This window comes from Streptomyces sp. NPDC050211 (assembly GCF_040656035.1).
Lineage (GTDB): Bacteria > Actinomycetota > Actinomycetes > Streptomycetales > Streptomycetaceae > Streptomyces.
Window position 1 is genome coordinate 20,843 of record NZ_JBFALC010000072.1, and the last position, 24,788, is coordinate 45,630.

General features: G+C 69.2%; 24 protein-coding genes. 14 read left to right on the forward strand and 10 right to left on the reverse strand.

The window, feature by feature from the left end:
* Window positions 1-145: 145 nt before the first annotated feature.
* Complete coding sequence (locus AB0I98_RS41845) at window positions 146-808, forward strand: pirin family protein (RefSeq protein ID WP_362951110.1); 663 nt, start codon at window positions 146-148, stop codon at window positions 806-808.
* A 7-nt stretch (window positions 809-815) separates the two neighbouring features.
* On the opposite strand, the gene AB0I98_RS41850 is transcribed toward AB0I98_RS41845, so the two are convergent.
* Together AB0I98_RS41850 and AB0I98_RS41855 are read right to left on the reverse strand one after the other, a co-directional pair.
* Window positions 816-1,634 (reverse strand): serine hydrolase domain-containing protein, encoded by an 819-nt coding sequence (locus AB0I98_RS41850; protein WP_362951112.1) that lies wholly within the window; start codon window positions 1,632-1,634, stop codon window positions 816-818.
* Window positions 1,635-1,652: 18 nt separating this feature from the next.
* Window positions 1,653-2,138, reverse strand: a complete 486-nt coding sequence (locus AB0I98_RS41855; protein WP_362951114.1) for a GNAT family N-acetyltransferase — start codon at window positions 2,136-2,138, stop codon at window positions 1,653-1,655.
* A 94-nt stretch (window positions 2,139-2,232) separates the two neighbouring features.
* Here AB0I98_RS41855 and AB0I98_RS41860 point away from each other — a divergent pair, with 94 nt between their 5' ends.
* Together AB0I98_RS41860 and AB0I98_RS41865 are read left to right on the forward strand one after the other, a co-directional pair.
* Complete coding sequence (locus tag AB0I98_RS41860; RefSeq protein ID WP_210573932.1) at window positions 2,233-2,697, forward strand: MerR family transcriptional regulator; 465 nt, start codon at window positions 2,233-2,235, stop codon at window positions 2,695-2,697.
* Window positions 2,694-3,716, forward strand: coding sequence for an aldo/keto reductase (locus AB0I98_RS41865; protein ID WP_362951116.1), 1,023 nt, complete (start codon window positions 2,694-2,696; stop codon window positions 3,714-3,716). Before AB0I98_RS41860 ends, AB0I98_RS41865 begins: the two co-directional genes overlap by 4 nt.
* A gap of 82 nt (window positions 3,717-3,798) precedes the next feature.
* Here the strand turns inward: AB0I98_RS41865 and AB0I98_RS41870 are convergent, their stop codons facing one another.
* From AB0I98_RS41870 to AB0I98_RS41880, 3 genes are all read right to left on the reverse strand, one after another.
* Window positions 3,799-4,659, reverse strand: coding sequence for a DUF4429 domain-containing protein (locus AB0I98_RS41870; RefSeq protein WP_362951147.1), 861 nt, complete (start codon window positions 4,657-4,659; stop codon window positions 3,799-3,801).
* A gap of 58 nt (window positions 4,660-4,717) precedes the next feature.
* Window positions 4,718-5,935: an alpha/beta hydrolase gene (locus AB0I98_RS41875; RefSeq protein WP_362951118.1), complete on the reverse strand. Its 1,218-nt coding sequence runs from the start codon at window positions 5,933-5,935 to the stop codon at window positions 4,718-4,720.
* Between the two features lie 83 nt (window positions 5,936-6,018).
* Complete coding sequence (locus tag AB0I98_RS41880) at window positions 6,019-6,645, reverse strand: TetR family transcriptional regulator (protein WP_362951120.1); 627 nt, start codon at window positions 6,643-6,645, stop codon at window positions 6,019-6,021.
* Between the two features lie 66 nt (window positions 6,646-6,711).
* Here AB0I98_RS41880 and AB0I98_RS41885 point away from each other — a divergent pair, with 66 nt between their 5' ends.
* The gene (locus AB0I98_RS41885) at window positions 6,712-8,331 is read left to right on the forward strand and encodes an MFS transporter (protein ID WP_362951122.1); all 1,620 of its coding nucleotides are present in this window, start codon (window positions 6,712-6,714) and stop codon (window positions 8,329-8,331) included.
* A 266-nt stretch (window positions 8,332-8,597) separates the two neighbouring features.
* Window positions 8,598-8,903, forward strand: a complete 306-nt coding sequence (locus tag AB0I98_RS41890) for a small hydrophobic protein (protein ID WP_362951125.1) — start codon at window positions 8,598-8,600, stop codon at window positions 8,901-8,903.
* Between the two features lie 199 nt (window positions 8,904-9,102).
* Here AB0I98_RS41890 and AB0I98_RS41895 read toward each other — a convergent pair whose 3' ends face one another.
* Both AB0I98_RS41895 and aceE read right to left on the reverse strand, forming a co-directional pair.
* Complete coding sequence (locus AB0I98_RS41895) at window positions 9,103-9,870, reverse strand: potassium channel family protein (RefSeq protein ID WP_362951127.1); 768 nt, start codon at window positions 9,868-9,870, stop codon at window positions 9,103-9,105.
* Between the two features lie 79 nt (window positions 9,871-9,949).
* Entirely contained in the window at window positions 9,950-12,697 is a 2,748-nt protein-coding gene (gene aceE, locus AB0I98_RS41900; RefSeq protein WP_362951129.1) for a pyruvate dehydrogenase (acetyl-transferring), homodimeric type, read from the reverse strand.
* Window positions 12,698-13,048: 351 nt separating this feature from the next.
* Here aceE and AB0I98_RS41905 point away from each other — a divergent pair, with 351 nt between their 5' ends.
* The 6 genes from AB0I98_RS41905 (at window position 13,049) to AB0I98_RS41930 (ending at window position 17,480) form a co-directional block, all read left to right on the forward strand.
* Window positions 13,049-13,480, forward strand: a complete 432-nt coding sequence (locus AB0I98_RS41905) for a DUF3052 domain-containing protein (protein ID WP_020116104.1) — start codon at window positions 13,049-13,051, stop codon at window positions 13,478-13,480.
* Between the two features lie 126 nt (window positions 13,481-13,606).
* Window positions 13,607-14,065 (forward strand): peroxiredoxin, encoded by a 459-nt coding sequence (locus AB0I98_RS41910; protein ID WP_362951131.1) that lies wholly within the window; start codon window positions 13,607-13,609, stop codon window positions 14,063-14,065.
* 115 nt (window positions 14,066-14,180) lie between these two features.
* Complete coding sequence (locus AB0I98_RS41915) at window positions 14,181-14,756, forward strand: TerD family protein (RefSeq protein ID WP_033320773.1); 576 nt, start codon at window positions 14,181-14,183, stop codon at window positions 14,754-14,756.
* A gap of 108 nt (window positions 14,757-14,864) precedes the next feature.
* Window positions 14,865-15,440, forward strand: a complete 576-nt coding sequence (locus tag AB0I98_RS41920) for a TerD family protein (protein ID WP_328365386.1) — start codon at window positions 14,865-14,867, stop codon at window positions 15,438-15,440.
* Between the two features lie 58 nt (window positions 15,441-15,498).
* Window positions 15,499-16,641 carry a DUF475 domain-containing protein gene (locus tag AB0I98_RS41925; protein ID WP_362951133.1) on the forward strand — a complete coding sequence of 381 codons (1,143 nt, stop codon included), beginning with the start codon at window positions 15,499-15,501 and terminating at the stop codon, window positions 16,639-16,641.
* 95 nt (window positions 16,642-16,736) lie between these two features.
* Entirely contained in the window at window positions 16,737-17,480 is a 744-nt protein-coding gene (locus AB0I98_RS41930) for a Tellurium resistance (protein ID WP_362951135.1), read from the forward strand.
* 103 nt (window positions 17,481-17,583) lie between these two features.
* Here AB0I98_RS41930 and AB0I98_RS41935 read toward each other — a convergent pair whose 3' ends face one another.
* Window positions 17,584-18,363 carry a TerD family protein gene (locus tag AB0I98_RS41935; RefSeq protein WP_362951136.1) on the reverse strand — a complete coding sequence of 260 codons (780 nt, stop codon included), beginning with the start codon at window positions 18,361-18,363 and terminating at the stop codon, window positions 17,584-17,586.
* 184 nt (window positions 18,364-18,547) lie between these two features.
* Here AB0I98_RS41935 and AB0I98_RS41940 point away from each other — a divergent pair, with 184 nt between their 5' ends.
* The 3 genes from AB0I98_RS41940 to AB0I98_RS41950 are packed head-to-tail and all read left to right on the forward strand — an operon-like array spanning window position 18,548 to window position 23,089.
* Window positions 18,548-19,714, forward strand: a complete 1,167-nt coding sequence (locus tag AB0I98_RS41940; protein WP_362951138.1) for an HpcH/HpaI aldolase/citrate lyase family protein — start codon at window positions 18,548-18,550, stop codon at window positions 19,712-19,714.
* A gap of 43 nt (window positions 19,715-19,757) precedes the next feature.
* Complete coding sequence (locus tag AB0I98_RS41945; RefSeq protein ID WP_362951140.1) at window positions 19,758-22,274, forward strand: phosphoribosyltransferase; 2,517 nt, start codon at window positions 19,758-19,760, stop codon at window positions 22,272-22,274.
* The gene (locus AB0I98_RS41950) at window positions 22,274-23,089 is read left to right on the forward strand and encodes an HAD family hydrolase (RefSeq protein ID WP_362951142.1); all 816 of its coding nucleotides are present in this window, start codon (window positions 22,274-22,276) and stop codon (window positions 23,087-23,089) included. The genes AB0I98_RS41945 and AB0I98_RS41950 overlap by 1 nt, the downstream gene beginning before the upstream one ends.
* Window positions 23,090-23,141: 52 nt before the next feature.
* Here the strand turns inward: AB0I98_RS41950 and AB0I98_RS41955 are convergent, their stop codons facing one another.
* Together AB0I98_RS41955 and AB0I98_RS41960 are read right to left on the reverse strand one after the other, a co-directional pair.
* Window positions 23,142-23,354, reverse strand: coding sequence for a zinc ribbon domain-containing protein (locus AB0I98_RS41955; RefSeq protein WP_362951144.1), 213 nt, complete (start codon window positions 23,352-23,354; stop codon window positions 23,142-23,144).
* 16 nt (window positions 23,355-23,370) lie between these two features.
* Window positions 23,371-24,687 carry a hypothetical protein gene (locus tag AB0I98_RS41960; protein WP_362951149.1) on the reverse strand — a complete coding sequence of 439 codons (1,317 nt, stop codon included), beginning with the start codon at window positions 24,685-24,687 and terminating at the stop codon, window positions 23,371-23,373.
* Window positions 24,688-24,788 lie beyond the last annotated feature (101 nt).

Here is a 24,788-nt window from a genome sequence, read left to right on the forward strand (position 1 = left end):
CCCGACCGTGCTCAGCGCTTCGCGCCTCCGCGCGCTCGGGCTCTCGACACCGGCGCGCCCCCTGCGGCTCCCTCGCGGCCGGCGCGTGGGACCAGTGGAGGTTGGTGGGCCCTTGCCGCTTGCTGGATGTGACTACGGTGGGGGCGTGATGGACGTACGGCGTGCGACGGACCGCTACCGGGGAGGCGAGCCCGCGGCCGGCATCGAGTCGTGGCACGCCTTCTCCTTCGGGCCGCATTACGACCCCGACAACCTTCGCTTCGGGCCGGTGATCGCGTGCAATGAAGAGCACCTCGCCCCCGGCGCCGGTTTCGACGAGCATCCGCACAGCCATACCGAGCTGGTGACCTGGGTGGTCGAGGGGGAGCTGACGCACCGTGACTCGCACGGGCACGAGACGGTGATCCGGCCCGGTGATGTTCAGCGGCTGAGTTCGGCGGCCGGGGTGCGGCATGTGGAGCGGAATGACGGTACCGAGCCGCTCACGTTCGTGCAGATGTGGCTGGCGCCGCTGGAGCCGGGTGGTGATCCCGCCTACGAGACCGTGCGGGGCATCGCGGACTCCACGCCGTACGCCGTTCCGGAGGCGGGCGCGATGCTGCACGTGCGGCGGCTCGCGGCGGGGGAGCGTACCGCCGTGCCGGACGCGCCTTTGACGTATGTGCATGTGGTGCGCGGGACCGTCCGGCTCGGTCCGCATGAGCTGGGGCCGGGGGACGCGGTGCGGGCGACCGACGAGAAGGATCTCGAACTTCTGGCCGTGTCCGCGCCGGCCGAGGTGCTGGTGTGGGAACTGCCTGAGAAGTAGGCGGAGTTCAGCGGGCCTCGGTGAGTACCGCGTCCGTGAACGCCGGCCATACGTCGACCGCCCAGGGGCCGAAGGCTCGGTCCGTGAGGGCGACGCAGGCCAGCCGGGCGTCCGGGTCGATCCAGAGGAACGTACCGGACTGGCCGAAGTGGCCGAAGGTGCGCGGTGAGGAGGAAGCGCCGGTCCAGTGGGGGGACTTGGAGTCGCGGATCTCGAAGCCGAGGCCCCAGTCGTTGGGGTTCTGGTGTCCGTACCCAGGCAGGACGCCCTTGGTGCCCGGGTACTGGACGGTCATGGCCGCGGCGACCGTGCGGGGGTCGAGGAGGCGGGGGGCCTGGACCTCGGCGGCGAAGTGGGTGAGGTCGTCGACGGTCGAGACGCCGTCCTTCGCCGGGGAGCCCTCCAGCGTCGTCGAGGTCATGTCCAGCGGCTCCAGCACCGCCTGGCGCAGATACTCGGCGAAGGGGATGTCCGTGGCCTTCGCGATGTGGTCGCCGAGCTGCTCGAAACCCGCGTTGGAGTACAGCCGCCGCTCGCCGGGTGCGGAGGTGACGCGGTGTTCGTCGAAGGCGAGTCCCGAGGTGTGGGCGAGGAGGTGACGGACGGTCGAGCCGGGCGGGCCGGCCGGTTCGTCGAGTTCGATGGCGCCCTCCTCGTACGCGACGAGGGCGGCGTATGCGGCGAGCGGCTTGGTGACCGAGGCGAGGGGGAACCGGTGTCCGGTCGGGCCGTGGGACCCGAGGACGGTGCCGTCGGCTCGTACGACGGCCGCGGCGGCGGTGGAAACCGGCCAGTTCTCGATCAACGCGAGGCTCTTCAAGGACATGCGTCGAGCGTAAGCCGCTCAGAATTTCAGGCGCATGAAGGGGTCCTTCGTGCGCGCGAAACCCAGCGAGGCGTACAGCGGCTCGGCGTCCTCGGAGGCGGTGAGGTCCACCTGCCCGACGCCCCGCTCCCGGAACCACTCCAGCAGCTCCGCCATGCACGCGCGCGAGTACCCGCGGCGCCGTGCGTCAGGGTCCGTGGCGACGCTGAAGACGAAGCCGACCCGCCCGTGCGGATTCCCGGCCTTTCCGATGCGGTACTCGACCGTCCCGGCCACCAGGGCCGCCAGGGCCCCCGGCCGCTCCGGATGGTCGACGACGAACGCGGCGAAGTCCCCGTCGGCGTCGGCGAGCCGGTCCCGGAGGGTGGGGAGCGACTCCGTATGCCAGTCCGTGCTGGACCCTGTGGAACCGGACCCTGCGGAGAACACGGAATCGATCATGATCTGACGCAGACGGAGCACTTCCTCCGCGTCCTCGGCTGTGGCACGGCGTACGAGACTCATGGCCCGCACGCTAATGACAACAGCCCGTGGAGTCTTGCCGATTTCTCACGGTCGGCTTGCCTGGAGTGCACTCCAAGGCCATAGCGTTGAGGCCATGACGGTGATGGACACCACGAGTACCAGGACCGACACCTGCGCAGGCCCGCCGCACGTCGATCGGCGGCCGGACGGCCAGGACAGCTACACGATCAGCGAGGTCGCCGCGTTCACCGGCCTGACTGCGCACACCCTGCGCTGGTACGAGCGCATCGGTCTGATGCCGCACATCGACCGCTCGCACACCGGCCAGCGCCGCTACAGCAACCGCGACCTGGACTGGCTCGACCTCGTCGGCAAGCTCCGGCTCACCGGCATGCCGGTCGCCGACATGGTGCGGTACGCCGAGCTGGTGCGCGAGGGCGACCACACCTACGGCGAACGGTACGAACTCCTCGAGGCGACCCGACGGGACGTACGCGCCCGGATCGCGGAGCTGAACGACACCCTCGCCGTACTCGACCGGAAGATCAACTTCTACGCGGACGCCGGGCGTGCCCTGGCGTCGGAGAGGCCCCGATGACCGACAGCACCAGGATCCCCACGACCCGGCTGGGCGAGCACGGCGGCCCCGAGGTCGGCGTCCAGGGCCTCGGCTGCATGGGTATGAGCTTCGCCTACGGTCCGACGGACGAGAAGGAGTCCCGGGCCACCCTGGAGCGGGCGCTGGAACTGGGCGTCACCCTGTACGACACGGCGGACGCGTACGGCGCCGGGGAGAACGAGAAGTTCCTGTCCCCCTTCTTCAAGGCCCACCGCGACGAACTCGTCATCGCCACCAAGTTCGCCCTGTCGATCCCGCCGGACGACCCGACGCGGCGCATCATCCGCAACGATCCGCCGTACATCCGCCAGGCCGTCGAGGCGAGCCTGCAGCGCCTGGACGTCGACGTCATCGACCTCTACTACATGCACCGCCGGGACGTGAACGTCCCCATCGAGGAGACCGTCGGCGTCATGGCCGAACTGGTCCGCGAGGGCAAGGTCAAGCACCTGGGCCTGAGCGAGGTGACGGCCGCCGAACTGCGCGCCGCCCACGCCGTGCACCCCATCGCAGTGGTGCAGTCCGAGTGGTCGCTGTTCAGCCGCGACATCGAGGCGTACGTGATTCCCGCGGCCCGCGAGCTGGGCGTGGCGCTCGTGCCGTACTCCCCGCTCGGCCGGGGCTTCCTCACGGGCTCCTTCGCCGCCGCCGACAAGGACCTGACGCCCGACGACTTCCGCCGCCAGCAGCCCCGCTTCACCGGCGACAACGCGGCCGCCAACGTGGCTCTCCTGGACCCGATCCGCACAGTCGCCGACTCCCACGACGCCTCCCTCGGCCAGATCGCCCTCGCCTGGGTCCACCAACAGGCAGCCCAGCACGGCCTCCCCGCGGTCCCGATCCCGGGCACCCGCAAGCCGAGCCGGGTGGAGGAGAACACGGCCGCCACGAGGATCGTGCTGAGCGAGGAGGACCTGGCGCTGCTGGACCCGATCGCCGGAAAGGTGTCAGGAAACAGGTACGCGGACATGACGTTCACATCGGCAGGCAGGGAGTAGTGCAACGCCCTTAGGGGCGCGGGGAACTGCGCGACCAGCCACGGACGGCCCGCACCAGCCCTACAACCGCACTCGGCAGACGCTAAAGCTCTGCCAACAACTCCGCCTTCTTGAGCGAGAACTCCTCATCCGTCACCAACCCCGCCTGATGCAGCTCCCCAAGATGACGGATCCGCTCGGCGATGTCGGCGGGATCGCGCCTCGGCGCGCTCGCCGGCACCGCGGCGACGGGCCCGCACTCCCGCACGGCGGCAAGTACAGCCGCCGCGAACGGCAGTGACTCATGCACAGGCCCGTACCCCAACCCGAACACCACAGCCCCCGGATCCTGATCGGCCTGCGCCGGCGGCGGCACAGCCGCATCGCGCCGCAGCAACCGCAGATACCCCTCGAAGACCTCCGGCGACCGCCACTCGACCCCACTCAGGTCGCCGACGGCGAACGTCTGGTCCCCGGCCTTCCACTTCGCGGACGACGCCCCGGTCCAGAACCACCGGAACGACACCGAACGCCCGTCGAAGGACGCCTTCGCGTCGTACGCCTTGAAGGCCCGCGGAGCATCTGGCGCGGCCACCAGATACCGTTCCGCCGGCCCGCTCTCGGTCAGCGCGGCCCGCAGCTCGTCGGCGTAGTACTCGGCCAGCGTCTCCTTGTCGGCCGGCAGCACAAGGCGGTAGGGATCGCTGCCCTCCTTCAGCTGGCCGGCGGCCGCCTCCAGCAGCGGATCCGCCCCCGGCCGCGGCTCGGCCCGCAGGATCACCGTGCCGCGCTTGCCGTGGGTGAGCGTCACCCCCTGCAGAGCTGCGAGCGGCACGCGCCGCTCGCCGAGCACCTGGAACAGCTTGGGTGTTCGAATCCCCCGTTCGTAGCGGATGAGCACGGAGTCGGACTCGAACTCCCAGGCGGCATGAAATCCGGCCAGTACGTCACCCATGCGGCTCATCGTATGCGGCACGAGCTCCTTCGTCCCCTCCCCGCGCAAACCGCAGTTTCTTGCGCCTCTACGCGCGTCCGGCCGTGGCGCTGTCGGACAAACCCGCCCGGCAGCCTTCGTCATCGTCGGCGCAGTGAACCGAGTGGTACGCGCCAATGCCGATCTCGGCGAAGTTCAGCAGACTCTCCGTACCGGGCTCGAAATAGCCGCCATGTCCCTTCGCGTCCCGTGCCCCCAGCACCCGCGCCCCGAACGCGCGGGACATCGGATCGGCACCGTGCCCCAGCCCGCCGAGCTCGAGATACGGCACGTCCTCGATCCAGTCGTCGGCGTCCCGCATCGCCCATACATGAGCGGAGGTGCGCAGATGGGACGCCTTGGCGACCCGCATGCCCGGGCTGCCGGCCACGGCTATGTCGGCCACCCGGCCCGGCAGCGTATGCGCGGCGAGTCCGCACACCACGGAGCCGTAGCTGTGGCAGAACAGCGAGACGGCCGAGGCTCCGGGCAACGCCCTGACCAGCGAGTTCAGTCGTACGGCTCCCTCGGTGGCGCGTGTCGCGGTGGCCGACTCGATGCCGAGACCGGCGGGGGTGGTGTAGTCGGCCCAGGCGATCACGGCCGTACGCGTCGAGGGGCTCGCCTCGCGTTCGGCGTGGTAGAGGGATTCGGCCATACCGGCGGTCGCCGTGTACTTGCGGGCCGTCTTCTGGAAGGAGAGCAGGTCTGTGTCGACACCGGGCACGACAACGGAGACGCGCTCGGCCTTGTTCAGGTTGCCGAAGACCTCGGCGACCCGCCCCCCGCCCGCGGGGTCGAAGGCGAGGATCTTGCGCTCGGCCTGCATCAGCGACTCGAGGCGGTGCATACGACGCCCCGCCTCCTGCTGCCCGTCGGGCGTCAGGCGTTCGTCGTGCATGCGTTTTCGCTCGACCTTGCGTGCCTGGTCGATGGCGATCCGGTTGGCGCGGTAGCGCAGCTCGACCGGGGCGCCGTTCATATTGCCGACCGCGAGGGAGTAGCGCTGCGCGAGGTCGATGCGCTGCGCCGCGGTGAGCGTGGCGAAGAAGCGGCTGAGCAGGGCGGGACCGGCGTCCGGGTCGGGGAGTCGGTGACCGTTGATACGGCCGTCCTCCCACGCGGTGACCGAAGCCTGGAGCGGGGTGGACGTCCGCTGGTGGCGCAGGGCGGTCCAGCCCGTGGTCGCCAGCATCACGAACACCACGGCCAGCGCGAGCAGTGCGCGCCAGACGTTCAATTGGGGAGAGGTGTCGAAGGAAGTCACTGGGAGGACACACTAGGAGAACGAGACGGTCTCGCGTTAACCAAGTGACGGGGATCACGTTTGGGGGTTACGTGACGATGACCTCAGTTCGTTCGCCAGTTCCCCATCAGCGCCGGTCCCAGTTGTTCCAGGTAGGTGGCGGTCAGCTCGCGCATCGCCGTCAGGCTGAAGTCGTCCCCTTCTGACCACATGCGCTCCGTGACCCTGATGACCGAGCTGAAGACCGCCACGACGAGACGTGGTCGCGGATCGGTGTCCACGTCGAGCCCTTCGCGCTCGGCGATGATGCGGGCGATTTCCTCCTCCAGCTCCGCCGAGCGCCCCAGATGAGCGGCGAGCAGGGAGGGTGTCGATTCGATCATCCGGTAGATGCGCATGTGGAGTTCGAGCGGCACCACTTCCTCGATGGCCTCGCCGATGGTGTCCCAGCTCTCCAGGACGGCCCGGCGCAGCGCCTCCAGCGGAGCCTCGTGGGGCGGGCGGGCCCGTACGGCCTCGACGAAGCGGGACTCGGCGAGGCGAGCGGCGAAGAAGGCGGCCTCCTCTTTGCTCGCGAAGTAGCGGAAGAAGGTGCGCTGCGAGACCTCGACGGCCTCGGCGATGTCGTCGACGGTCGTCTGCTCGTACCCGCGCGTGGTGAACAGTTCGAGCGCGGCGCGTAGCAGCGCGTCCCGGGTGCGCTGCTTCTTGCGTTCGCGCAGTGTTTCCATGTGTGTCAGTTACCGTCTTGTGAATTGGTTTGTCAATTGTCAGTGGCTGTCATTAGCCTCGAACGCATGACTAGTCAGACCACCATCGACAAGACGGGGCCGGGGGACAAAGCACCACAAGCCCCGTCGGACGCCAGCCCGGCCAAGGGGCTGCGCGGCCACCCGTGGTTCACCCTCATAACCGTCGCCGTCGGCGTCATGATGGTGGCCCTCGACGGCACCATCGTGGCCATCGCCAACCCGGCCATCCAGCAGGACCTCGGCGCCACCTTCGCCGAGGTCCAGTGGATCACCAACGGCTACTTCCTCGCCCTCGCGGTCTCCCTGATCACCGCGGGCAAGCTCGGCGACCGCTTCGGCCACCGCCAGACCTTCCTGATCGGCGTCGTCGGCTTCGCCGCGGCGTCCGGCGCCATCGGCCTGTCCAGCAGCATCGGGCTCGTCGTCGCCTTCCGCGTCCTGCAAGGCCTGTTCGGCGCCCTGCTGATGCCGGCCGCGCTCGGCCTGCTGCGGGCCACCTTCCCGGCCGAGAAGCTCAACATGGCCATCGGTATCTGGGGCATGGTCATCGGCGCCTCCACCGCCGGCGGCCCGATCCTCGGCGGTGTCCTCGTCGAGCACGTCAACTGGCAGTCGGTGTTCTTCATCAACGTGCCCGTCGGCATCCTGGCCGTCGCGCTGGGCGTGTGGATCCTCCTCGACCACCGCGCCGAGAACGCGCCGCGCTCCTTCGACATCCTCGGCATCGGCCTGCTCTCGGGCGCGATGTTCTGCCTGGTCTGGGCGCTGATCAACGCGCCCGAGTGGGGCTGGGGCGCGGGGAAGACCTGGCTCTTCGTGGCGGTGTCGGTCGTGGGCTTCGTGCTGTTCGCGCTGTGGGAGAAGAGGGTCAAGGAACCGCTGATCCCGCTGGCCCTGTTCCGCTCGATCCCGCTGTCCGCGGGCGTGGTCCTGATGGTCCTGATGGCCATCGCGTTCATGGGCGGCCTGTTCTTCGTGACGTTCTACCTGCAGAACGTGCACGGGATGGGCCCGATCGGCGCCGGCCTGCACCTGCTCCCGCTCACCGGCATGATGATCGTCGGCTCCCCGCTGGCGGGCGCGATGATCACCAAGCTCGGCCCGCGCGTGCCGCTGGCCGGCGGCATGGCGTGCACCGCCATCGCCATGTACGGCATGTCCACGCTGGAGACGGACACGAGCAGCGCCCTGATGTCCCTCTGGTTCGCGCTCCTGGGCCTCGGCCTCGCGCCGGTCATGGTCGGCGCCACCGAGGTCATCGTCGGCAACGCCGCGATGGAGCTCTCCGGCGTCGCGGGCGGCCTCCAACAGGCCGCGATGCAGATCGGCGGCAGCCTCGGTACGGCCGTGCTGGGCGCCGTGATGGCCTCCAAGGTCGACAGCGACCTCGCGGGCAACTGGGCGGACGCGGGCCTTCCGCAGCTCACCCCGGCGCAGGAGGCCCAGGCTTCCGAGGCGGTCCAGGTCGGCATGGCCCCGATCGCCAAGGGCACGCCGGAGGCGATCGCCGCGAAGATCACCGACGTTGCCCACGACACCTTCATCTCCGGCATGAGCCTGGCGTCCCTGGTGGCGGCGGGAGTCGCCGCGGTGGCCGTGCTGGTCGCGTTCCTCACCAAGCGGGGCGAGAACGCGGAGGCGGGAGCGGGGGCGGCCCACATCTAGGCGCTCAACACCGCGGAATGCAAGGCGATTTCGCCCATCAGGGTGACAGCGCTAAAGATTCCTCGCACCCGGCACGCGCCGCGGTTCACAGTGGTCACGTCCTTCGTGCGGCATGTTCCAGAGGCAAGTTCGTACGACGAGAAGGGCGACCGGGACTGCGGCGCGCTGCCGGAGGGGGGCGGCGCGCCGCAGTCCCGCAGGATTAGGAACGCAACCGGGGGTACTCGTCCGCCGACCGAACCGATCGACGGGCCCCGGGAGTTGAGATGGCGGGCTTCGGACACGGAACGCGCAGGTACCCCCGCTCACGTGGCCGGACGTGGTCACGGACCGGGCCGGATCGCGCGACCCTCGGCATCATCGGAGCGATCTGCGCCATCGCCGGCTTCTTCACCCTGGGCATCATCCTCGGCCCCGTGGCCATGGCCTGCGGCTGGCTCTCCATGGGCCGAACCTGGTCAACAGCCCGCCCACTCCCGGCCCTCATCGCCCTGGTCCTCGGCACGATCGACACCCTCCTGGCCATCCTCTGGCTAGCAGGCACAACAACCCCAGGCCAGGGCTTCCTCTAAGCGCAAACCTACGGGGCGCCACGCTGCGGGCATGCGTGTCGCCTGGGGCGGCGGCCCACCCGGCAGGCGGCGGGCTGCCGTCCCGCCAAGCTGCGGGCATGCGTGCCGCCTGGGGCGGCACGGGTGGGCGCAGGCGGCGCCCCGTCAGCGCCGGGCCGCGCGACCCACTCCGCCTCAGCCAACACCCCGGGCAACGCGACTACTGACGCTGCCCGTCCCTACCCCCCGGCACCACAACCCCCGCCGCCCCCGACAACGCCGCGACCTCCGCCCGCAACGCCCGAACCTCCTCCGTCAGCAGGGCGATCGCCTCCGTCTGCCGCCGCTCCTCCACGTCATCGGACTCGAACCGCGCAATGAACCACGCAGCGATATTCGCCGTGACGACACCCAGCAGCGCGATCCCGGACAACATCAACCCGACCGCCAGAATCCGCCCCAGCCCAGTGGTCGGCGCGTGATCGCCATACCCCACGGTCGTCATCGTCGTGAAGGACCACCACACCGCGTCACCCAGCGTCTTGATGTTCCCGTTCGGCGACTCCCGCTCCACCGACAGCACCGCAAGCGACCCGAACATCAGCAACGCCACCACCGCCCCGGCGACATACGTCGTCAACCGGATCTGCGAGGCCATCCGCGCCCGCTGCCCCACCAGCAACACCGTGGACACGACCCGCAGCAGCCGCAACGGCTGCACGAGCGGCAGCACCACCGCACACAGGTCCAGCCAGTGCCGCCGTACGAACTCCGCCCGGTGCCGCGCCAGTACGAGCCGCACCAGATAGTCGGCGGCGAACGCCCCCCACACCACCCACTCGACCACCGCGCAGGCCACCGTCAGCGAGCGCCCCGCGGACGTGTCCACGATCGGCACGGCATAGGCGACGGCGAACAGCACGGCAAGCACCATCAAAGGCCGCTGGGTGCGCTGTTCCCAACGCTCCTGCGCCGATTGCTCCTCCATGCCCGCATCGTAGGGAACGTGAAAGGGCGGTGAAGCCGCAGGCCCCACCGCCCTTTCAACCACCAAGCTGCGCGCAGCGCTACGCGTCGCCCCCAGCAACCCCGGGATCGGCGGCCGAGACATCGAGCAACTGGTACCGGTCGATGGCCTGCTTCAGCACCGACCGATCGACCTTCCCCTCCTTCGCCAGCTCGGTCAGCACGCCCACCACGATCGACTGCGCGTCGATGTGGAAGAACCGCCGAGCCGCTCCCCGCGTGTCCGCGAACCCGAAGCCATCGGCCCCCAGCGACTGGTAAGTCCCGGGCACCCAGCGCGAGATCTGGTCCGGAACCGCCCGCATCCAGTCGGAAACCGCCACGAACGGTCCCTCGGCTCCGCTCAGCTTCCGCGTCACCCACGGCACCCGCTGCTCCTCCTCGGGATGCAGCAGGTTGTGCTCCTCGCACGCCACGGCCTCGCGCCGCAGTTCGTTCCAGGAGGTCGCCGACCACACGTCGGCCTTCACGTTCCAGTCCTCGGCGAGGATCCGCTGCGCCTCCAGCGCCCACGGCACCGCGACCCCGGACGCCATGACCTGCGCCGGAATCGACCCCGCGGTCCCGGCCGAGATCCGGTGGATGCCCTTGAGGATGCCCTCGACATCGACGTCGGCAGGCTCGGCCGGGTGCTGGATCGGCTCGTTGTAGACGGTGAGGTAGTAGAAGACGTCCTCGCCGTGCGGATGCTCCGCGTCGCTGCCGTACATCCGGCGCAGCCCGTCCTGCACGATGTGCGCGATCTCGTACGAGTACGCCGGGTCGTACGCCACACAGCCCGGGTTGGTCGAGGCCAGCAACTGCGAGTGCCCGTCGGCGTGTTGCAGACCCTCACCGGTCAGAGTCGTACGGCCCGCCGTCGCACCCAGCACAAAGCCGCGCGCCAACTGGTCGGCCATCTGCCAGAACTGGTCGCCGGTGCGCTGGAAACCGAACATCGAGTAGAAGACGTACACCGGGATGAGCGGCTCGCCATGCGTCGCGTACGACGAACCCGCCGCGATCAGCGACGCCGTACAGCCCGCCTCGGAGATGCCGTCGTGCAGCATCTGCCCGGTCGGCGACTCCTTGTACGCGAGGAGCAGTTCACGGTCGACGGCCTCGTACTGCTGGCCCAGCGGGTTGTAGATCTTCGCGCTCGGGAAGAACGAGTCCATGCCGAACGTGCGGTACTCGTCCGGCGCGATCAGCACGAACCGCTTGCCGATCTCCTTGTCCCGCATGAGGTCCTTGAGGAGCCGTACGAAGGCCATCGTCGTCGCGATCGACTGCTGGCCGGTGCCCTTCTTCACGGTCGCGTACGTCTTGTCCTCCGGCAGCGTCAGCGGCTTGGAGCGCACGACGCGCGTCGGGACGTAACCGCCGAGTCCATTGCGGCGGTCGTGCATGTACTGGATCTCCTCGGAGTCCCGCCCCGGGTGGTAGTACGGCGGAACCCCGCTCTCCAGCTCCTTGTCGGCGATCGGCAGGTGCAGCCGGTCCCGGAAGCGCTTGAGGTCGTCGACCGTCAGCTTCTTCATCTGGTGCGTGGCGTTGCGGCCCTCGAAGTTCGGGCCCAGCGTCCAGCCCTTGATCGTCTTGGCCAGGATCACCGTCGGCTGGCCCTTGTGCGCCTTGGCCGCCGAGAACGCCGCGAAGATCTTCTGGTGGTCGTGGCCGCCGCGGCCCAGGTGCAGGATCTGGTCGTCGGTCATGTTCTCGACCATCGCGCGCAGCCGGTGGTCGTCGCCGAAGAAGTGCTGCCGGATGTACGCGCCGGTCTCGGTGGCGTACGTCTGGAACTGGCCGTCCGGCGTGGTGTTCATCTTGTTGACCAGCACACCGTCGCGGTCCTGGGCGAGCAGCGGGTCCCAGGTGCGGTCCCAGACCAGCTTGATCACATTCCAGCCGGCGCCCCGGAAGACCGACTCCAGCTCCTGGATGATCTTCCCGTTGCCGCGTACCGGGCCGTCGAGGCGCTGCAGGTTGCAGTTGACGACGAAGGTCAGGTTGTCGAGGCCCTCACGGGCCGCGATGGACAGCTGGCCGAGCGACTCCGGCTCGTCCATCTCGCCGTCCCCGAGGAAGGCCCAGACATGCGACTTGGAGGTGTCCGCGATCCCGCGCGCCTCCATGTAGCGGTTCATCCGCGCCTGGTAGATCGCGCCGATCGGGCCGAGGCCCATCGACACCGTCGGGAACTCCCAGAAGTCCGGCATCGACCGCGGATGCGGATAGCTGGACAGCCCCTGCGGCGCCTTCGACTTCTCCTGCCGGAACCCGTCCAGGTTCTGCTCGCTCAGGCGGTCCAGCAGGAACGCGCGGGCGTAGATGCCCGGGGAGGCATGCCCCTGGAAGAAGACCTGGTCGCCGCCGTCGCCCTCGTCCTTGCCGCGGAAGAAGTGGTTGAAGCCCACGTCGTAGAGCGAGGCGGAGGAGGCGAAGGTGGCGATGTGCCCGCCGACGCCGATGCCGGGACGCTGGGCACGCGAGACCATCACCGCGGCGTTCCAGCGCGTCGCGTTGAGGATCTTGCGCTCGATCTCCTCGTTGCCGGGGAAGAACGGCTCGTCCTTGGTGGCGATCGTGTTGACGTAGTCCGTGCTGCGCATCTCGGGCACGGCCACGCGCTTCTCGCGGGCCCGCTCGATCAGCCGCAGCATCAGATAGCGGGCCCGCTCCCGGCCGCGCTCGTCGACGGCGGCATCGAGGGAGTCGAGCCACTCCTGGGTTTCCTCGGGATCGAAGTCAGGAACCTGACTCGGAAGGCCGCCAATGATGATCGGGTTTCGATCGGATCCGGAAGCCACGGTGTTCCTTACCTGTCGGAGGGCTGCTTTTCGGGGTTTGCGGGTGCCCAGCACCGTCCACCATCGTCTACCTCGGCATGCCAAACGTCATCTCTACTTCGAGGTAACCCAAGCTTGACGCTCCTATAGGGTTCCCAAACGCGCAAAGAGGGCAGAAAGGTGTGGCGTATGTCACGAACGGCTTGGGGCGTCCTGCCGGGAGTTGCGGCGAGACAGCCAGGATCGTCACCGTTTCGGCGGTCTGAACGGCCGGGTACTTGCGCGATCCGTCCCGCCCGTGTGGACTACGGCCAATGCTTCGCGCACGCGCGTGGCTGAGATATTCACCAAGACATGATCAGGAGGCAACCCGTGAGCGCGACCGCGGACCACGCGGAGACGAGCCCTGCCGTCAGGCTGGGGTTCCAGCCCGAGCAGGTGGTCCAGGAGATCGGCTACGACGACGACGTAGACCAGGAGCTCCGCGAGGCCATTGAGCAAGTGATCGGCAGTGACCTTGTGGACGAGGACTACGACGACGTCGCCGATGCCGTGGTGCTCTGGTTCCGCGACGAGGACGGCGACCTCACGGATGTGCTGGTGGACGCCACCACGTACATCGAAGAGGGCGGCTCGATCCTGTTGCTGACGCCGAAGACCGGCCGCGACGGCTACGTTGAGCCGAGCGACATCTCTGAAGCCGCGACCACGGCAGGGCTGTCCGCGTCCAAGAGCGTCAGCGTGGGCAAGGACTGGAGCGGCAGCCGGCTGGTGACGCCCAAGGCCGCCAAGTCCAAGAAGTAACCCGGCCTCGTCCCCGAACGGCGGACGGGCTGAATGAATTCACTCAGCCCGTCCGACGGCCCGAAGTGGACGCTGCATAGGGTGTTCTCACCACCCGAACAGCCCCACCGAAAGGGTTCTACGACGATGGCGATCCAGGTCGGCGACAAGGCACCCGACTTCGAGCTCAAGGACAACCACGGCAGGACCGTGCGGCTGTCCGACTTCCGCGGCGACAAGAACGTGGTGGTGCTCTTCTACCCGTTCGCCTTCACCGGCGTGTGCACCGGCGAGCTGTGCGAGCTGCGCGACAACCTGCCGAAGTTCACCGACCGCGACACCCAGCTGCTCGCCGTCTCCAACGACTCCATCCACACCCTGCGCGTCTTCGCCGAGCAGGAGAGCCTGGAGTACCCCCTGCTGTCCGACTTCTGGCCGCACGGCGAGGCCTCGCGCGCCTACGGCGTCTTCGACGAGGACAAGGGCTGCGCGGTGCGCGGGACCTTCGTCATCGACAAGGAAGGCGTCGTGCGCTGGACCGTCGTCAACGGTCTGCCGGACGCCCGTGACCTGAACGAGTACGTGAAGGCGCTCGACACCCTGTGATTGTTCGGTTCCAGGGCCTGCGGGGTCCGGGAACCCCTCACTAGGATCGAGACGTTGATCCGATACCAACGCACAAAACGGGGCTGACCGCCCCTGGACACCATTGGGAGGACTCGTGGGAGTCAGCCTCAGCAAGGGCGGCAACGTATCGCTGAGCAAGGAGGCACCTGGTCTCACCGCGGTCATCGTCGGTCTGGGGTGGGACGTTCGTACCACCACCGGCACCGACTTCGACCTCGACGCCAGCGCCATCCTCACGAACGCGGAGGGCAAGGTCAGCAGTGACGCCAACTTCGTGTTCTTCAACAACCTGAAGAGCCAGGACGGCTCGGTGGAGCACACCGGTGACAACCTCACCGGTGAGGGCGAGGGCGACGACGAGCAGATCAAGGTCAACCTCGCCGGCGTCCCGGCGGACGTCGAGAAGATCGTCTTCCCGGTCTCGATCTACGACGCCGAGAACCGCCAGCAGTCCTTCGGCCAGGTCCGCAACGCGTTCATCCGCGTCGTGAACCAGGCCGGCGGCGCCGAGATCGCCCGGTACGACCTCTCCGAGGACGCCTCGACGGAGACCGCCATGGTCTTCGGCGAGCTGTACCGGCACGGTGCGGAGTGGAAGTTCCGCGCCATCGGCCAGGGCTACGCCTCGGGCCTGCGCGGCATCGCGCAGGACTTCGGTGTGAACGTCTGAGCCGGTCCGACTGCCTCACCCGCCCGGCGCCGCACCGTTTGAGTACGGCGCCGGGCGCACAGGACTCCGTACAACCGCACAGGCTTCACTCGGGGAGGGACCAGGATCATGGGCGTCACGCTCGCCAAGGGAGGAAATGTCTCCCTGTCCAAGGCCGCACCGAACCTCACTCAGGTGTTGATCGGTCTCGGCTGGGACGCTCGCTCCACCACCGGAGCCCCGTTCGACCTCGACGCCAGCGCGCTGATGTGCAGCGGCGGACGGGTTATGGGTGACGAGTGGTTCATCTTCTACAACCAGCTCAAGAGCCCGGACGGCTCGGTGGAGCACACCGGTGACAACCTCACCGGTGAGGGCGAGGGCGACGACGAGTCGATCCTGATCGACCTCTCCAAGGTGCCGGCCCAGTGCGAGAAGATCGTCTTCCCGGTCTCGATCCACATGGCCGACGAGCGTGGCCAGACCTTCGGTCAGGTCAGCAACGCCTTCATCCGCGTGGTCAATCAGGCCGACGGCCAGGAACTCGCCCGCTACGACCTCAGTGAGGATGCCTCCACGGAGACCGCCATGATCTTCGGCGAGGTCTACCGCTACCAGGGCGAATGGAAGTTCCGAGCGGTCGGACAGGGGTACGCGTCGGGGCTGCGGGGCATCGCTCTAGACTTTGGAGTCAACGTTTCGTAAAGCCGGGTGCGGCGCGGGGGAGACCCGTACACCCCGTACACAAGGGATTGGGTAGCCAGTGGTTCTGAAAACCTTCGGCTGGTCGTTCGCGGTCACCGCGCTCGGCCTCGTCGCGGCGGTCCTCATCGGGGGGTGGACCGCCTTCGGTATCGTGGCGATCCTCTCCATCCTTGAGATCTCGCTGTCCTTCGACAACGCAGTCGTCAACGCCGGCATCCTGAAGAAGATGAATGCCTTCTGGCAGAAGATCTTCCTCACGATCGGCATTCTCATCGCCGTCTTCGGTATGCGGCTGGTCTTCCCTGTCGTCATCGTCGCCGTCAGCGCCTCGATGGGTCCGATCGAGGCCGTCGACCTCGCGCTGACCGACAAGGACCGTTACGAACAGCTCGTCACCGACGCTCACCCGTCGATCGCGGCCTTCGGCGGTATGTTCCTGCTGATGATCTTCCTCGACTTCATCTTCGAGGACCGCGACATCAAGTGGCTCGGCTGGATCGAGCGGCCGCTGGCCAAGCTCGGCAAGGTCGACATGCTGTCGGTCTGCATCGCGCTGATCGTGCTGCTGGCCACCTCCATGACATTCGCGACCCACGCCCATCTGCACGCCGGCAGCGCGAACAAGGCAGAGACGGTTCTGCTCTCCGGTGTCGCCGGTCTCATCACGTACATGATCGTCGGCGGTCTCTCCGGCTACTTCGAGGACAAGCTCGAGGAAGAGGAGGAGCGTGAGCACGAGCAGGAGGAAGCGGCGGAACGCGAGGGCAAGCCACGCCCGGCGATCGTCCTGGCCGGCAAGGCCGCGTTCTTCATGTTCCTCTACCTCGAGGTCCTGGACGCGTCCTTCTCCTTCGACGGCGTCATCGGCGCCTTCGCCATCACCAACGACATCGTCCTGATGGCGCTCGGCCTCGGCATCGGCGCCATGTACGTCCGGTCGCTCACGGTCTACCTGGTCCGCCAGGGCACCCTCGACGACTACGTCTACCTGGAGCACGGCGCGCACTACGCGATCGGCGCGCTCGCCGCGATCCTCCTGATCACCATCCAGTACCAGATCAGCGAGCTCATCACCGGCTCCATCGGTGTCATCCTGATCGGCTGGTCCTTCTGGTCCTCCGTCCGCCGCAATCGCGCACTCGCGGCGGCCGAGGGAAAAGCCGGCTCGGACGAGAAGACTGAGGTCTCGTCCGGGGTGTGACACCGCTGTAGGTGAGGAACGCTCTGTGCGGGGCGGCTTCGAGGCGAGTCCTCGTGGCCGCCCCGCCGGACTTTATGTGGACGTGGGGGCGGGAAATGGGCTTGCTGGACGGACTGCTCTGGCGCGGTCGGCGCGAGGCCGGGTTCGACTCGGGCAGCGCCGCGAGCAATGCGATCGAGCTGACGAAGCGGCACAGTCAGGTCTCACTGACCAAGCAGGACGCGGCCACCGGGCATCTGCGCATCAATCTGGCCTGGCGGATGCGGACCTCCGACATCGGCGGTTCCCAGCGGGAGAGTCTGCTGCGGCACCCCTTCAAGGCGCTCAAGCCGCCGGAGGTGCTCGGGCACAGCCAGAGCATGGTCAATGTCGACCTGGACCTCGGCTGCCTGTATGAGCTGATGGACGGCACGAAGGGGGTCGTCCAGCCGCTCGGTGGGTTCTTCGGCGACGTGAACTCGGCGCCGTACGTCAAGCTCAGCGGCGACGACCGGTTCGGGTCGGCGTCCGGCGAGACGATCTACGTCAACCTCGACCATCGTGAGGCCATCAAACGCATCCTGGTCTTCGTCTACATCTACGACCAGACGCCGGCGTTCGACCGTACCCACGCCATCGTCACCCTCTACCCCAGCAACGGCCCCCGCATCGAGATCGGCCTCGACGAACGCCACCCCCAGGCCCGCTCCTGCGCCGTCGTCATGATCGAGAACATCAAGGGCGAAATGATCGTCCGCCGCGAGGTGAAGTTCGTCTACGGCTTCCAGGCGGAACTGGACCGGTTGTACGGGTGGGGCCTGCAGTGGGGCAGGGGCTACAAGACAAAGGCGGAACGCTAGCTACGTAGCCTGCGGGCATGCGTGCCGCCTGGGGCGGCACGGGTGGGCGCAGGCGGCACCCCGTCAGCGCCGGGCTGCGCGACCCACCCTGCCCGCACGACAACTAGCGGCCGATGAACTGGGGCCCCTGCGGCGGCAGTCGGAAGTCGCTGTCCGGCGCGGCGGTCACCGGCTGCGGGTAGCCGTACGCGGGCTGGCTGGTCGGATGGGGATACCCGTACGCAGGCTGCGCGGGCACCCCGGCCGGCTGCTCCGGCGGCAACGGCTGCGCCGGAGCGGTCGTCGGGGGCGCCGCCTGAACGGTCGCCGCAGCTGCCGCCGCCGCTTCCTCCGCCGCCTCCGACTCGTCCACCGAGATCCCGAAGTCGGACGCCAGCCGCTGCAGTCCCTCCACGTAGCCCTCGCCCAGCGCCCGGAACTTCCACCCCTCCCCACGCCGGTACAGCTCACCGCAGATCAGCGCGGTCTCCCGGCCGGTCTCGGGCTTGATGTCGAAGTAGGCCAGCGGCTCACCGTCGGCGACGGCGGCGTCATACAGCGCGATGCGCAGCCCTCGTACCCGGTCGAAGGTGACCCCATCGGCCGATGCGACCAGCAGAATCTGGCTGACGTCGGCCTCGACACCGGTGAGATCTGTCTGAATCGTGTCGGTCGGGCCCTCGGCGACCCGCTTCTTGCCGAGCCGCCAGACCGTCCCGGAGGGGTGCCGGGGCTGGTTGTAGAAGACGAAATCCTCGTCGGAACGCACACGTCCGTCGGGGCCGAGGAGGAGCGCGGAGGCATCGACATCCGGGACCCCCTGCCCGGGCGTCCAGCGCACCACGGCACGTACCGTGGTGGCATTGAGTGGGACGTTCGACCCCTTCAGCATCGCGTGCGTCATGCGGTCATCCTGCCCTCTCGGTCCTGGTCACGACAACGCGGGGGTACTTATCCCATACGGGCTGTGCCGACCCGCGTTACCTGAAATTCATGCCCTGCGGGAACCCCAGACATAGGCCTCTACGTACTATTACCGGCCACCTTTCACATGTCACAGGTTGCCCAGCCGTCACGGGGGAGTCCATATGCGTCATTTCGGGCACATCGCCCCGGAGGTGCGGCAGCGCCTCTTCCACCAGGAGCCGTGCGACTTCAGCGCCGACTCCGCAGCGCGGCTGCTCTCCGCGGCCCTGGGCGCCACGCTCTACAGTCCGGCCACCCGGCCCCGCCTCGCGGACGACATCCTCAAGCAGGCCGGCCGCGGCGTGGTCTCGATGGTGCTGTGCCTTGAGGACTCGATCGACGACTCGGAGGTCCCGGACGCCGAGGAGAACCTCGTACGGCAGTTCACGGACCTGGCCGGGCAGAAAGACGCCGACCCGCCCCTTCTCTTCATCCGGGTCCGTAGCCCCGAGCAGATCCCCGACCTGGTACGACGCCTCGGCCCCGCCGCCCGGCTGCTGTCCGGATTCGTGATGCCGAAGTTCACCGAGGAACGCGGCATCCCCTTCCTGGAGGCCCTGGAGAGCGCCGAGAGCGCGAGCGGCCGACGTCTGTTCGCCATGCCGGTGCTCGAATCGCCCGAGCTGCTGTACCGCGAGTCCCGCGTGGAGACCCTGGAGGGCATCTTCCGCGCGGTCGACAAATACCGCGTGCGGGTGCTGGCGCTGCGCCTCGGCGTCACCGACTTCTGCTCCTCGTACGGCCTGCGCAGAGCCCCCGACATGACGGCGTACGACGTCCAGATCGTCGCCTCCGTGATCGCCGACGTGGTGAACATGCTGGGACGCGTCGACGGCACCGGGTTCACGGTGACCGGGCCGGTGTGGGAGTACTTCCGCGTACAGGAACGCATGTTCAAGCCCCAGCTGCGCCGCAGCCCCTTCCTGGAGGGGCAGGCCGAGGAGCTGCGTGAGGCGCTGATCGAGCACTCCATGGACGGGCTGCTGCGCGAGATCACCCTCGACCAGGCCAACGGCCTGCTCGGCAAGACCTGCATCCACCCCTCGCACGTCCTGCCCGTGCACGCACTCTCCGTGGTCAGTCACGAGGAGTTCAGTGACGCCCAGGACATCCTGCGGCCCGAGCGGGGCGGCGGGGGTGTGCTCAGGTCGGCGTACACGAACAAAATGAATGAAGTGAAGCCGCATCGCGCATGGGCCGAGAGGACCATGATGCGCGCCGAGGTCTTCGGTGTGGCGAACGAGGACATCGGCTTCGTCGAACTGCTCGCCGCCGGAATTCCCGGCTGAACCGGCAGGATCCGGCTGAATCCGCTTGAACAACAAGGGACGCATGAACAGGGCAGTGAACAACGGGGCATCGGACCAGGTGTGGACCGGCAGCTGGGTCGCCGAGCGGCTCGGCGTCGAACTCGTCGGCGACGACGAGCTGACCGGCCTGCTGGGGCTCGCGCTGCGCCGCAACCCCAAGCGGGCGCATCTGCTGGTCTCCAACGTGCTCGGCAAGCACGTACCGCAGTCACCGTCCGTGGTGTACGGCGCCGGCTTCGCACTCGGCCGCCGGGTCCGCGAGCTGCTCGGCGACGACGAGGCGGGCCGCGCGGTGGTCCTCGGCTACGCCGAGACCGCGACCGGGCTCGGCCACTCCGTAGCCGACGGCCTCGCCCTCGCCCCCTACCTCCACTCCACCCGCCGCCCGATCCCCGGCATCGCCCCCGCCGGCGGCTTCGAGGAGTCCCACTCCCACGCCACGTCGCATTTGCTGCTGCCGGAGGACCCGGCGCTGCTGGCCGGGGATGGGCCGCTGGTGCTGGTCGACGACGAGTTCTCGACGGGTAACACGGTGCTGAATACCCTCCGGGATCTTCACGAGCGGTATCCGCGCCGCTGGTACGTGATCGTCGCCCTGGTCGACATGCGGTCGGCGGCGAATGCGGGGCGGCTGGAGGACTTCGCGAGGGAGATCGGCGCGCGGGTTGACCTGGTGGCGGCCGCTTCGGGGACCGTACGGCTGCCGGAGGGGGTGCTGGAGAAGGGGCAGGAGCTGGTGGCGCGGTACGAGGCAGAGAGTGCCGCGGTGGGTGGTCCGTCGTCTGCGGGTTCGTCGTGGCCGGTCGGCCCGCACCCGGACGACAACCGAACCCACCCCCACATCACCCGTGTCGACCTGCACTGGCCCCCCGGCCTCCCCGACGGCGGTCGCCACGGCTTCACCCCCTCGCACCGAATACGCCTGGAGCGCGCCCTCCCCACGATGGCGGCGAGGCTCGCCGAAGCGCTGCCGGAAGACGCGCGCCGCGTGCACATCCTCGGCTTCGAGGAGCTGATGTACGCCCCGCTCAGGCTCGCCCGTGAGCTGGAGCAGATCGCGTCGGATACGGAGGTGCGCTACTCCACCACCACCCGCTCACCCGTCCTCGCGGTCGACGACCCCGGCTACGCGATCCGCACCCGCCTGGTCTTCCCCGCCCACGACGCCCCGGCCGACGGCCCCGGCGAGCGCTACGCGTACAACGTGGCCGGCGCCGGATTCGACGCCGTGATCGCCGTGGTCGACTCCACCGCCGACACCCCGGAACTGCACGCGCCCGACGGCCTGTTGGCCCGGCTCGCCGCGCACACCCCGCACGTCCTGCTCGCGGTCGTGCCGTCGTACGTCCCCGAGCCCCCGCTCGTCCCCGAAAGGCCCGACATGCTGCCCGAGCCCCTGCGCGGCCCCGCCTTCTCCTCGTACGCGCCCGAGGAGGTCGGCTGGCTGCTGCAGGATCTCTCGGATGTGACGCTGGAGGCGCCGACGGAGGAGCGCGAGGAGGCCATCCAGAGCGGCGGCGCGCACTACGCGGAGTCGCTGCCGGTGGAGTACCAGCCGAGCGAGCAGTACCAGGAGCTGTTCCACGCGGCGCTGGACACGTCCGCGGCGCGGATCGCGCGGGCGGTGGGCGCGGTCACCGAGCTGGTGCTCGCCGAGCGATCACCCCGACCGGTCCTCGTGTCCCTCGCCCGCGCCGGCACGCCCGTCGGTGTCCTGATGCGCCGCTGGGCCGAGTACCGGCACGGCCTCGACCTGCCGCACTACGCGGTGTCGATCGTGCGCGGCCGCGGCATCGACGTGAACGCCCTGCGCTGGCTGGCGGCGCATCACGACCCCGCCGACGTCGTGTTCGTCGACGGCTGGACCGGCAAGGGCGCCATCACCCGCGAACTCGCCGACGCCCTGCGAGAGTTCGAGGAGGCCGAGGGGGTGTCCGGCTTCGACCCGGAGATCGCGGTGCTGGCCGATCCGGGCTCGTGTGTGCGGACGTACGGCACGAGGGAGGACTTCCTCATCCCGTCCGCCTGCCTCAACTCGACGGTGTCGGGCCTGATTTCGCGTACGGTGCTGCGCGCGGACCTGGTCGGGCCGAACGACTACCACGGCGCGAAGTTCTACCGCGAACTCGCCGGCGCGGATGTGTCGGTGGACTTCCTGGACGGGGTGGCCGCGCGCTTCCCGGAGGTGGCGGACGCGGTGGACGCGCTCGCCAAGGAGCTGCTGTCCGCGGACCGTTCGCCGACCTGGGAGGGCTGGGCGGCGGTCGAGCGGATCAGCGAGGAGTACGGCATCCATGACGTGAACCTCGTCAAGCCGGGCGTCGGCGAGACGACGCGGGTGCTGCTGCGCCGCGTGCCGTGGAAGATCCTGGCGCGGGCCGGGGCGGGCGCCGACCTGGACCACGTACGACTGCTGGCCGAACAGAGAGGTGTCCCGGTGGAAGAGGTCGCCGAACTCCCGTACACCTGCGTGGGGTTGATCCACCCCAAGTACACGCGCGGTGCGACGGGCGCCGACGGCAGGGCGGTGACGGTCTGATGCCGGTGCTTGTCGCGAGCGACCTCGACCGCACGCTCATCTACTCCGCAGGCGCCCTCGCCCTGACCATGCCGGACCCACGGGCGCCCCGGCTGCTCTGCGTCGAGGTGCACGAGAGCAAGCCGCTGTCGTACATGACGGAGACGGCGGCCGGATTGCTGACGGAACTGGGCGACGCGGCGGTCTTCGTACCGACCACGACCCGCACCCGTAAGCAGTACGAGCGCATCAACCTGCCCGGCCCGGCGCCGAGATACGCGATCTGCGCGAACGGCGGGCACCTGCTCGTGGACGGGGTCTCCGACCCGGACTGGTATGCGCGGGTGACGGCCCGGCTGGCGGACGAGTGCGCGTCGCTCGCGGAGGTGCGGGACCACCTGATGGAGACGGCCGATCCGCTGTGGGTGCGCAAGCACCGGGTCGCCGAGGACCTCTTCGCCTACCTGGTCGTGGAGCGTGAGCTGCTGCCCGAGGAGTGGGTGAAGGAACTGGCGGTCTGGGCGGAGAACCGCGGCTGGACGGTGTCGCTCCAGGGCCGCAAGATCTACGCCGTCCCGAAGCCGCTGACCAAGAGCGCGGCCATGCGCGAGCTGGCCCGCCGCACGGGCGCCGATCTGACCCTCGCGGCCGGCGACTCCCTCCTCGACGCCGACCTGCTCCTCGCGGCCGACCAGGGCTGGCGGCCGGGCCACGGCGAGCTGGCCGACGCGGACTGGACCGCTCCGGCGATCACCCCGTTGCAGGAAAGGGGCGTGCTGGCGGGGGAACGAATCCTGCGGGAGTTCTTGAAGGCAACCCGCACGACAGCGCCGTAAAAGGGGCGCGGGGAACTGCGCGATCAACCCCAACGCACTCGCAGCCGCCCAGCTAGCCGCAGCACCCCCCACCGCAGCATCCCCCACCGGCCGGAGCCGGAGCCGAAGCCGTACTGGCCGTACCTCCGACCGCAACCGTCGACAACAACTTCACCGTGTCCTCATGCCCCGCAGGGCAGTCCGCCGGGGCCGAGGACTCAGCCATAGGCCGGCTCAATTCAAACCTGTCACCGCAGGTCCGACACCGATACTCATAACGAGGCATGCGCACAGATTAACGGTCAGTGCGGCGCAGCCCCCCGCTCCTCCCGGATCTGCGCCACCACCCGCGCCACCGTCCGCCGCACCGCCTCCGTCTCCGTCAGGAAGTGCCAGTAGTCGGGGTGCCGCCCCTCCAGCGTGGTGATCGCGCGCTCCAGCCGGGCCACGGAGTCGTCCAGCGGGCGGGCGTGCCGGGGGTCGGGGGTGTTGCGGCCGGCCATGGCGAGCCGCTGGGCGTCGCGGATGGCGAAGCGGGTGCGGTCGATCTCCTGCTGGGGGTCCTTCTGGACCGCGTTCAGCCGCCGCAGCCGGTCGCCGGCGGCGGAGACGGACTCGTCGGTGGTGTTCAGCAGCGCCCGCACGGTCGACAGCAGCGCGGTCGCGTCCGGCCAGCGCTGCTCGTCGCGCGCGGTCTGCGCCTCCTTCAGCTTCTGCTCGGCCTGCCGTACGTTCTCCCCGGCCTGCTCCGGCACATGCTGGAGGTCCTGCCAGCATGCCGCCACGAACCGCCGCCGCAGCTCGCTCAGCACCGGGTCGACCTGCCCGGACCGGGTGGTCAGCGCCTGTGCGCGGGTCCGCAGCGAGACCAGCCGGTGATCGATCTCGGCCGCCCGCTCCGGGAGTCGCTCGGCCTCCACCTTGATCGTCTCGGCCGCCCGCGCGACCCGCTCGGCGCGCTCCAGGGTCTGCGGGACGCCGTGCTGTCCGGCGCCCTGGTTGAGCTTCGTCAGGTCCGAGCCGAGGGCGGCGAGACGGGCGGCGAGGTCGTCCGCCTTCAGCCCTGATTCTCGTACCGCATCGAGCGCGTTCGACGCGGCCAGCAGTCCCTGCCGGGCCCGCTCGACCGCGGGGGCGAGCCGGGCGAGCTGGGTTTCGGCCTTGCCGAGCAGCGGCCCGAGTCCGTCCGCGAATCGGTCCAGGTCCTGCTTGACCCGCCCCAACTCGTCCTTGGCGGCGGTCAGCTCGGCACGCGCGCGTGCCGCCACCGACGCCTCCAGATCGTCGCGGTCGAGGTCATGGGCGTCGACGGCGTTGATGTACTGGTGGCTGGCCTCGTCGATGCGCCGGCCGAGCGCCTCGAAGTCGCCCACCGCGCGCCGGGCGGCGGGGGAGTCGTCGACCGCCGTGATCGTCTCGATCGAGATCCGCAGGTCGCGCTGGGCAGTGTCCAGTTCGTAGAACGCGGCGGCCGCGGCGTCCTTCGCAGCCTGCGCCTCCGCCCGCTGGTTCTCGGCCCGCCCGCCGAACCAGCGCCGGGTGCCACCACCCGCGAACGCGGCGGGCAGCGCCAGCGCCGCGACGAGGGGCAGGCTCACGAGGACGAGCGCGTCCCGCAGGGCGGAGGGCCGTGGTGCGGAGGGCGCCGCGCCCCGAAGGGGCGCGGGGAACTGCGCGACCAGCCACGACGGCGCCGCAGACGAATGACGGCCAAACAACC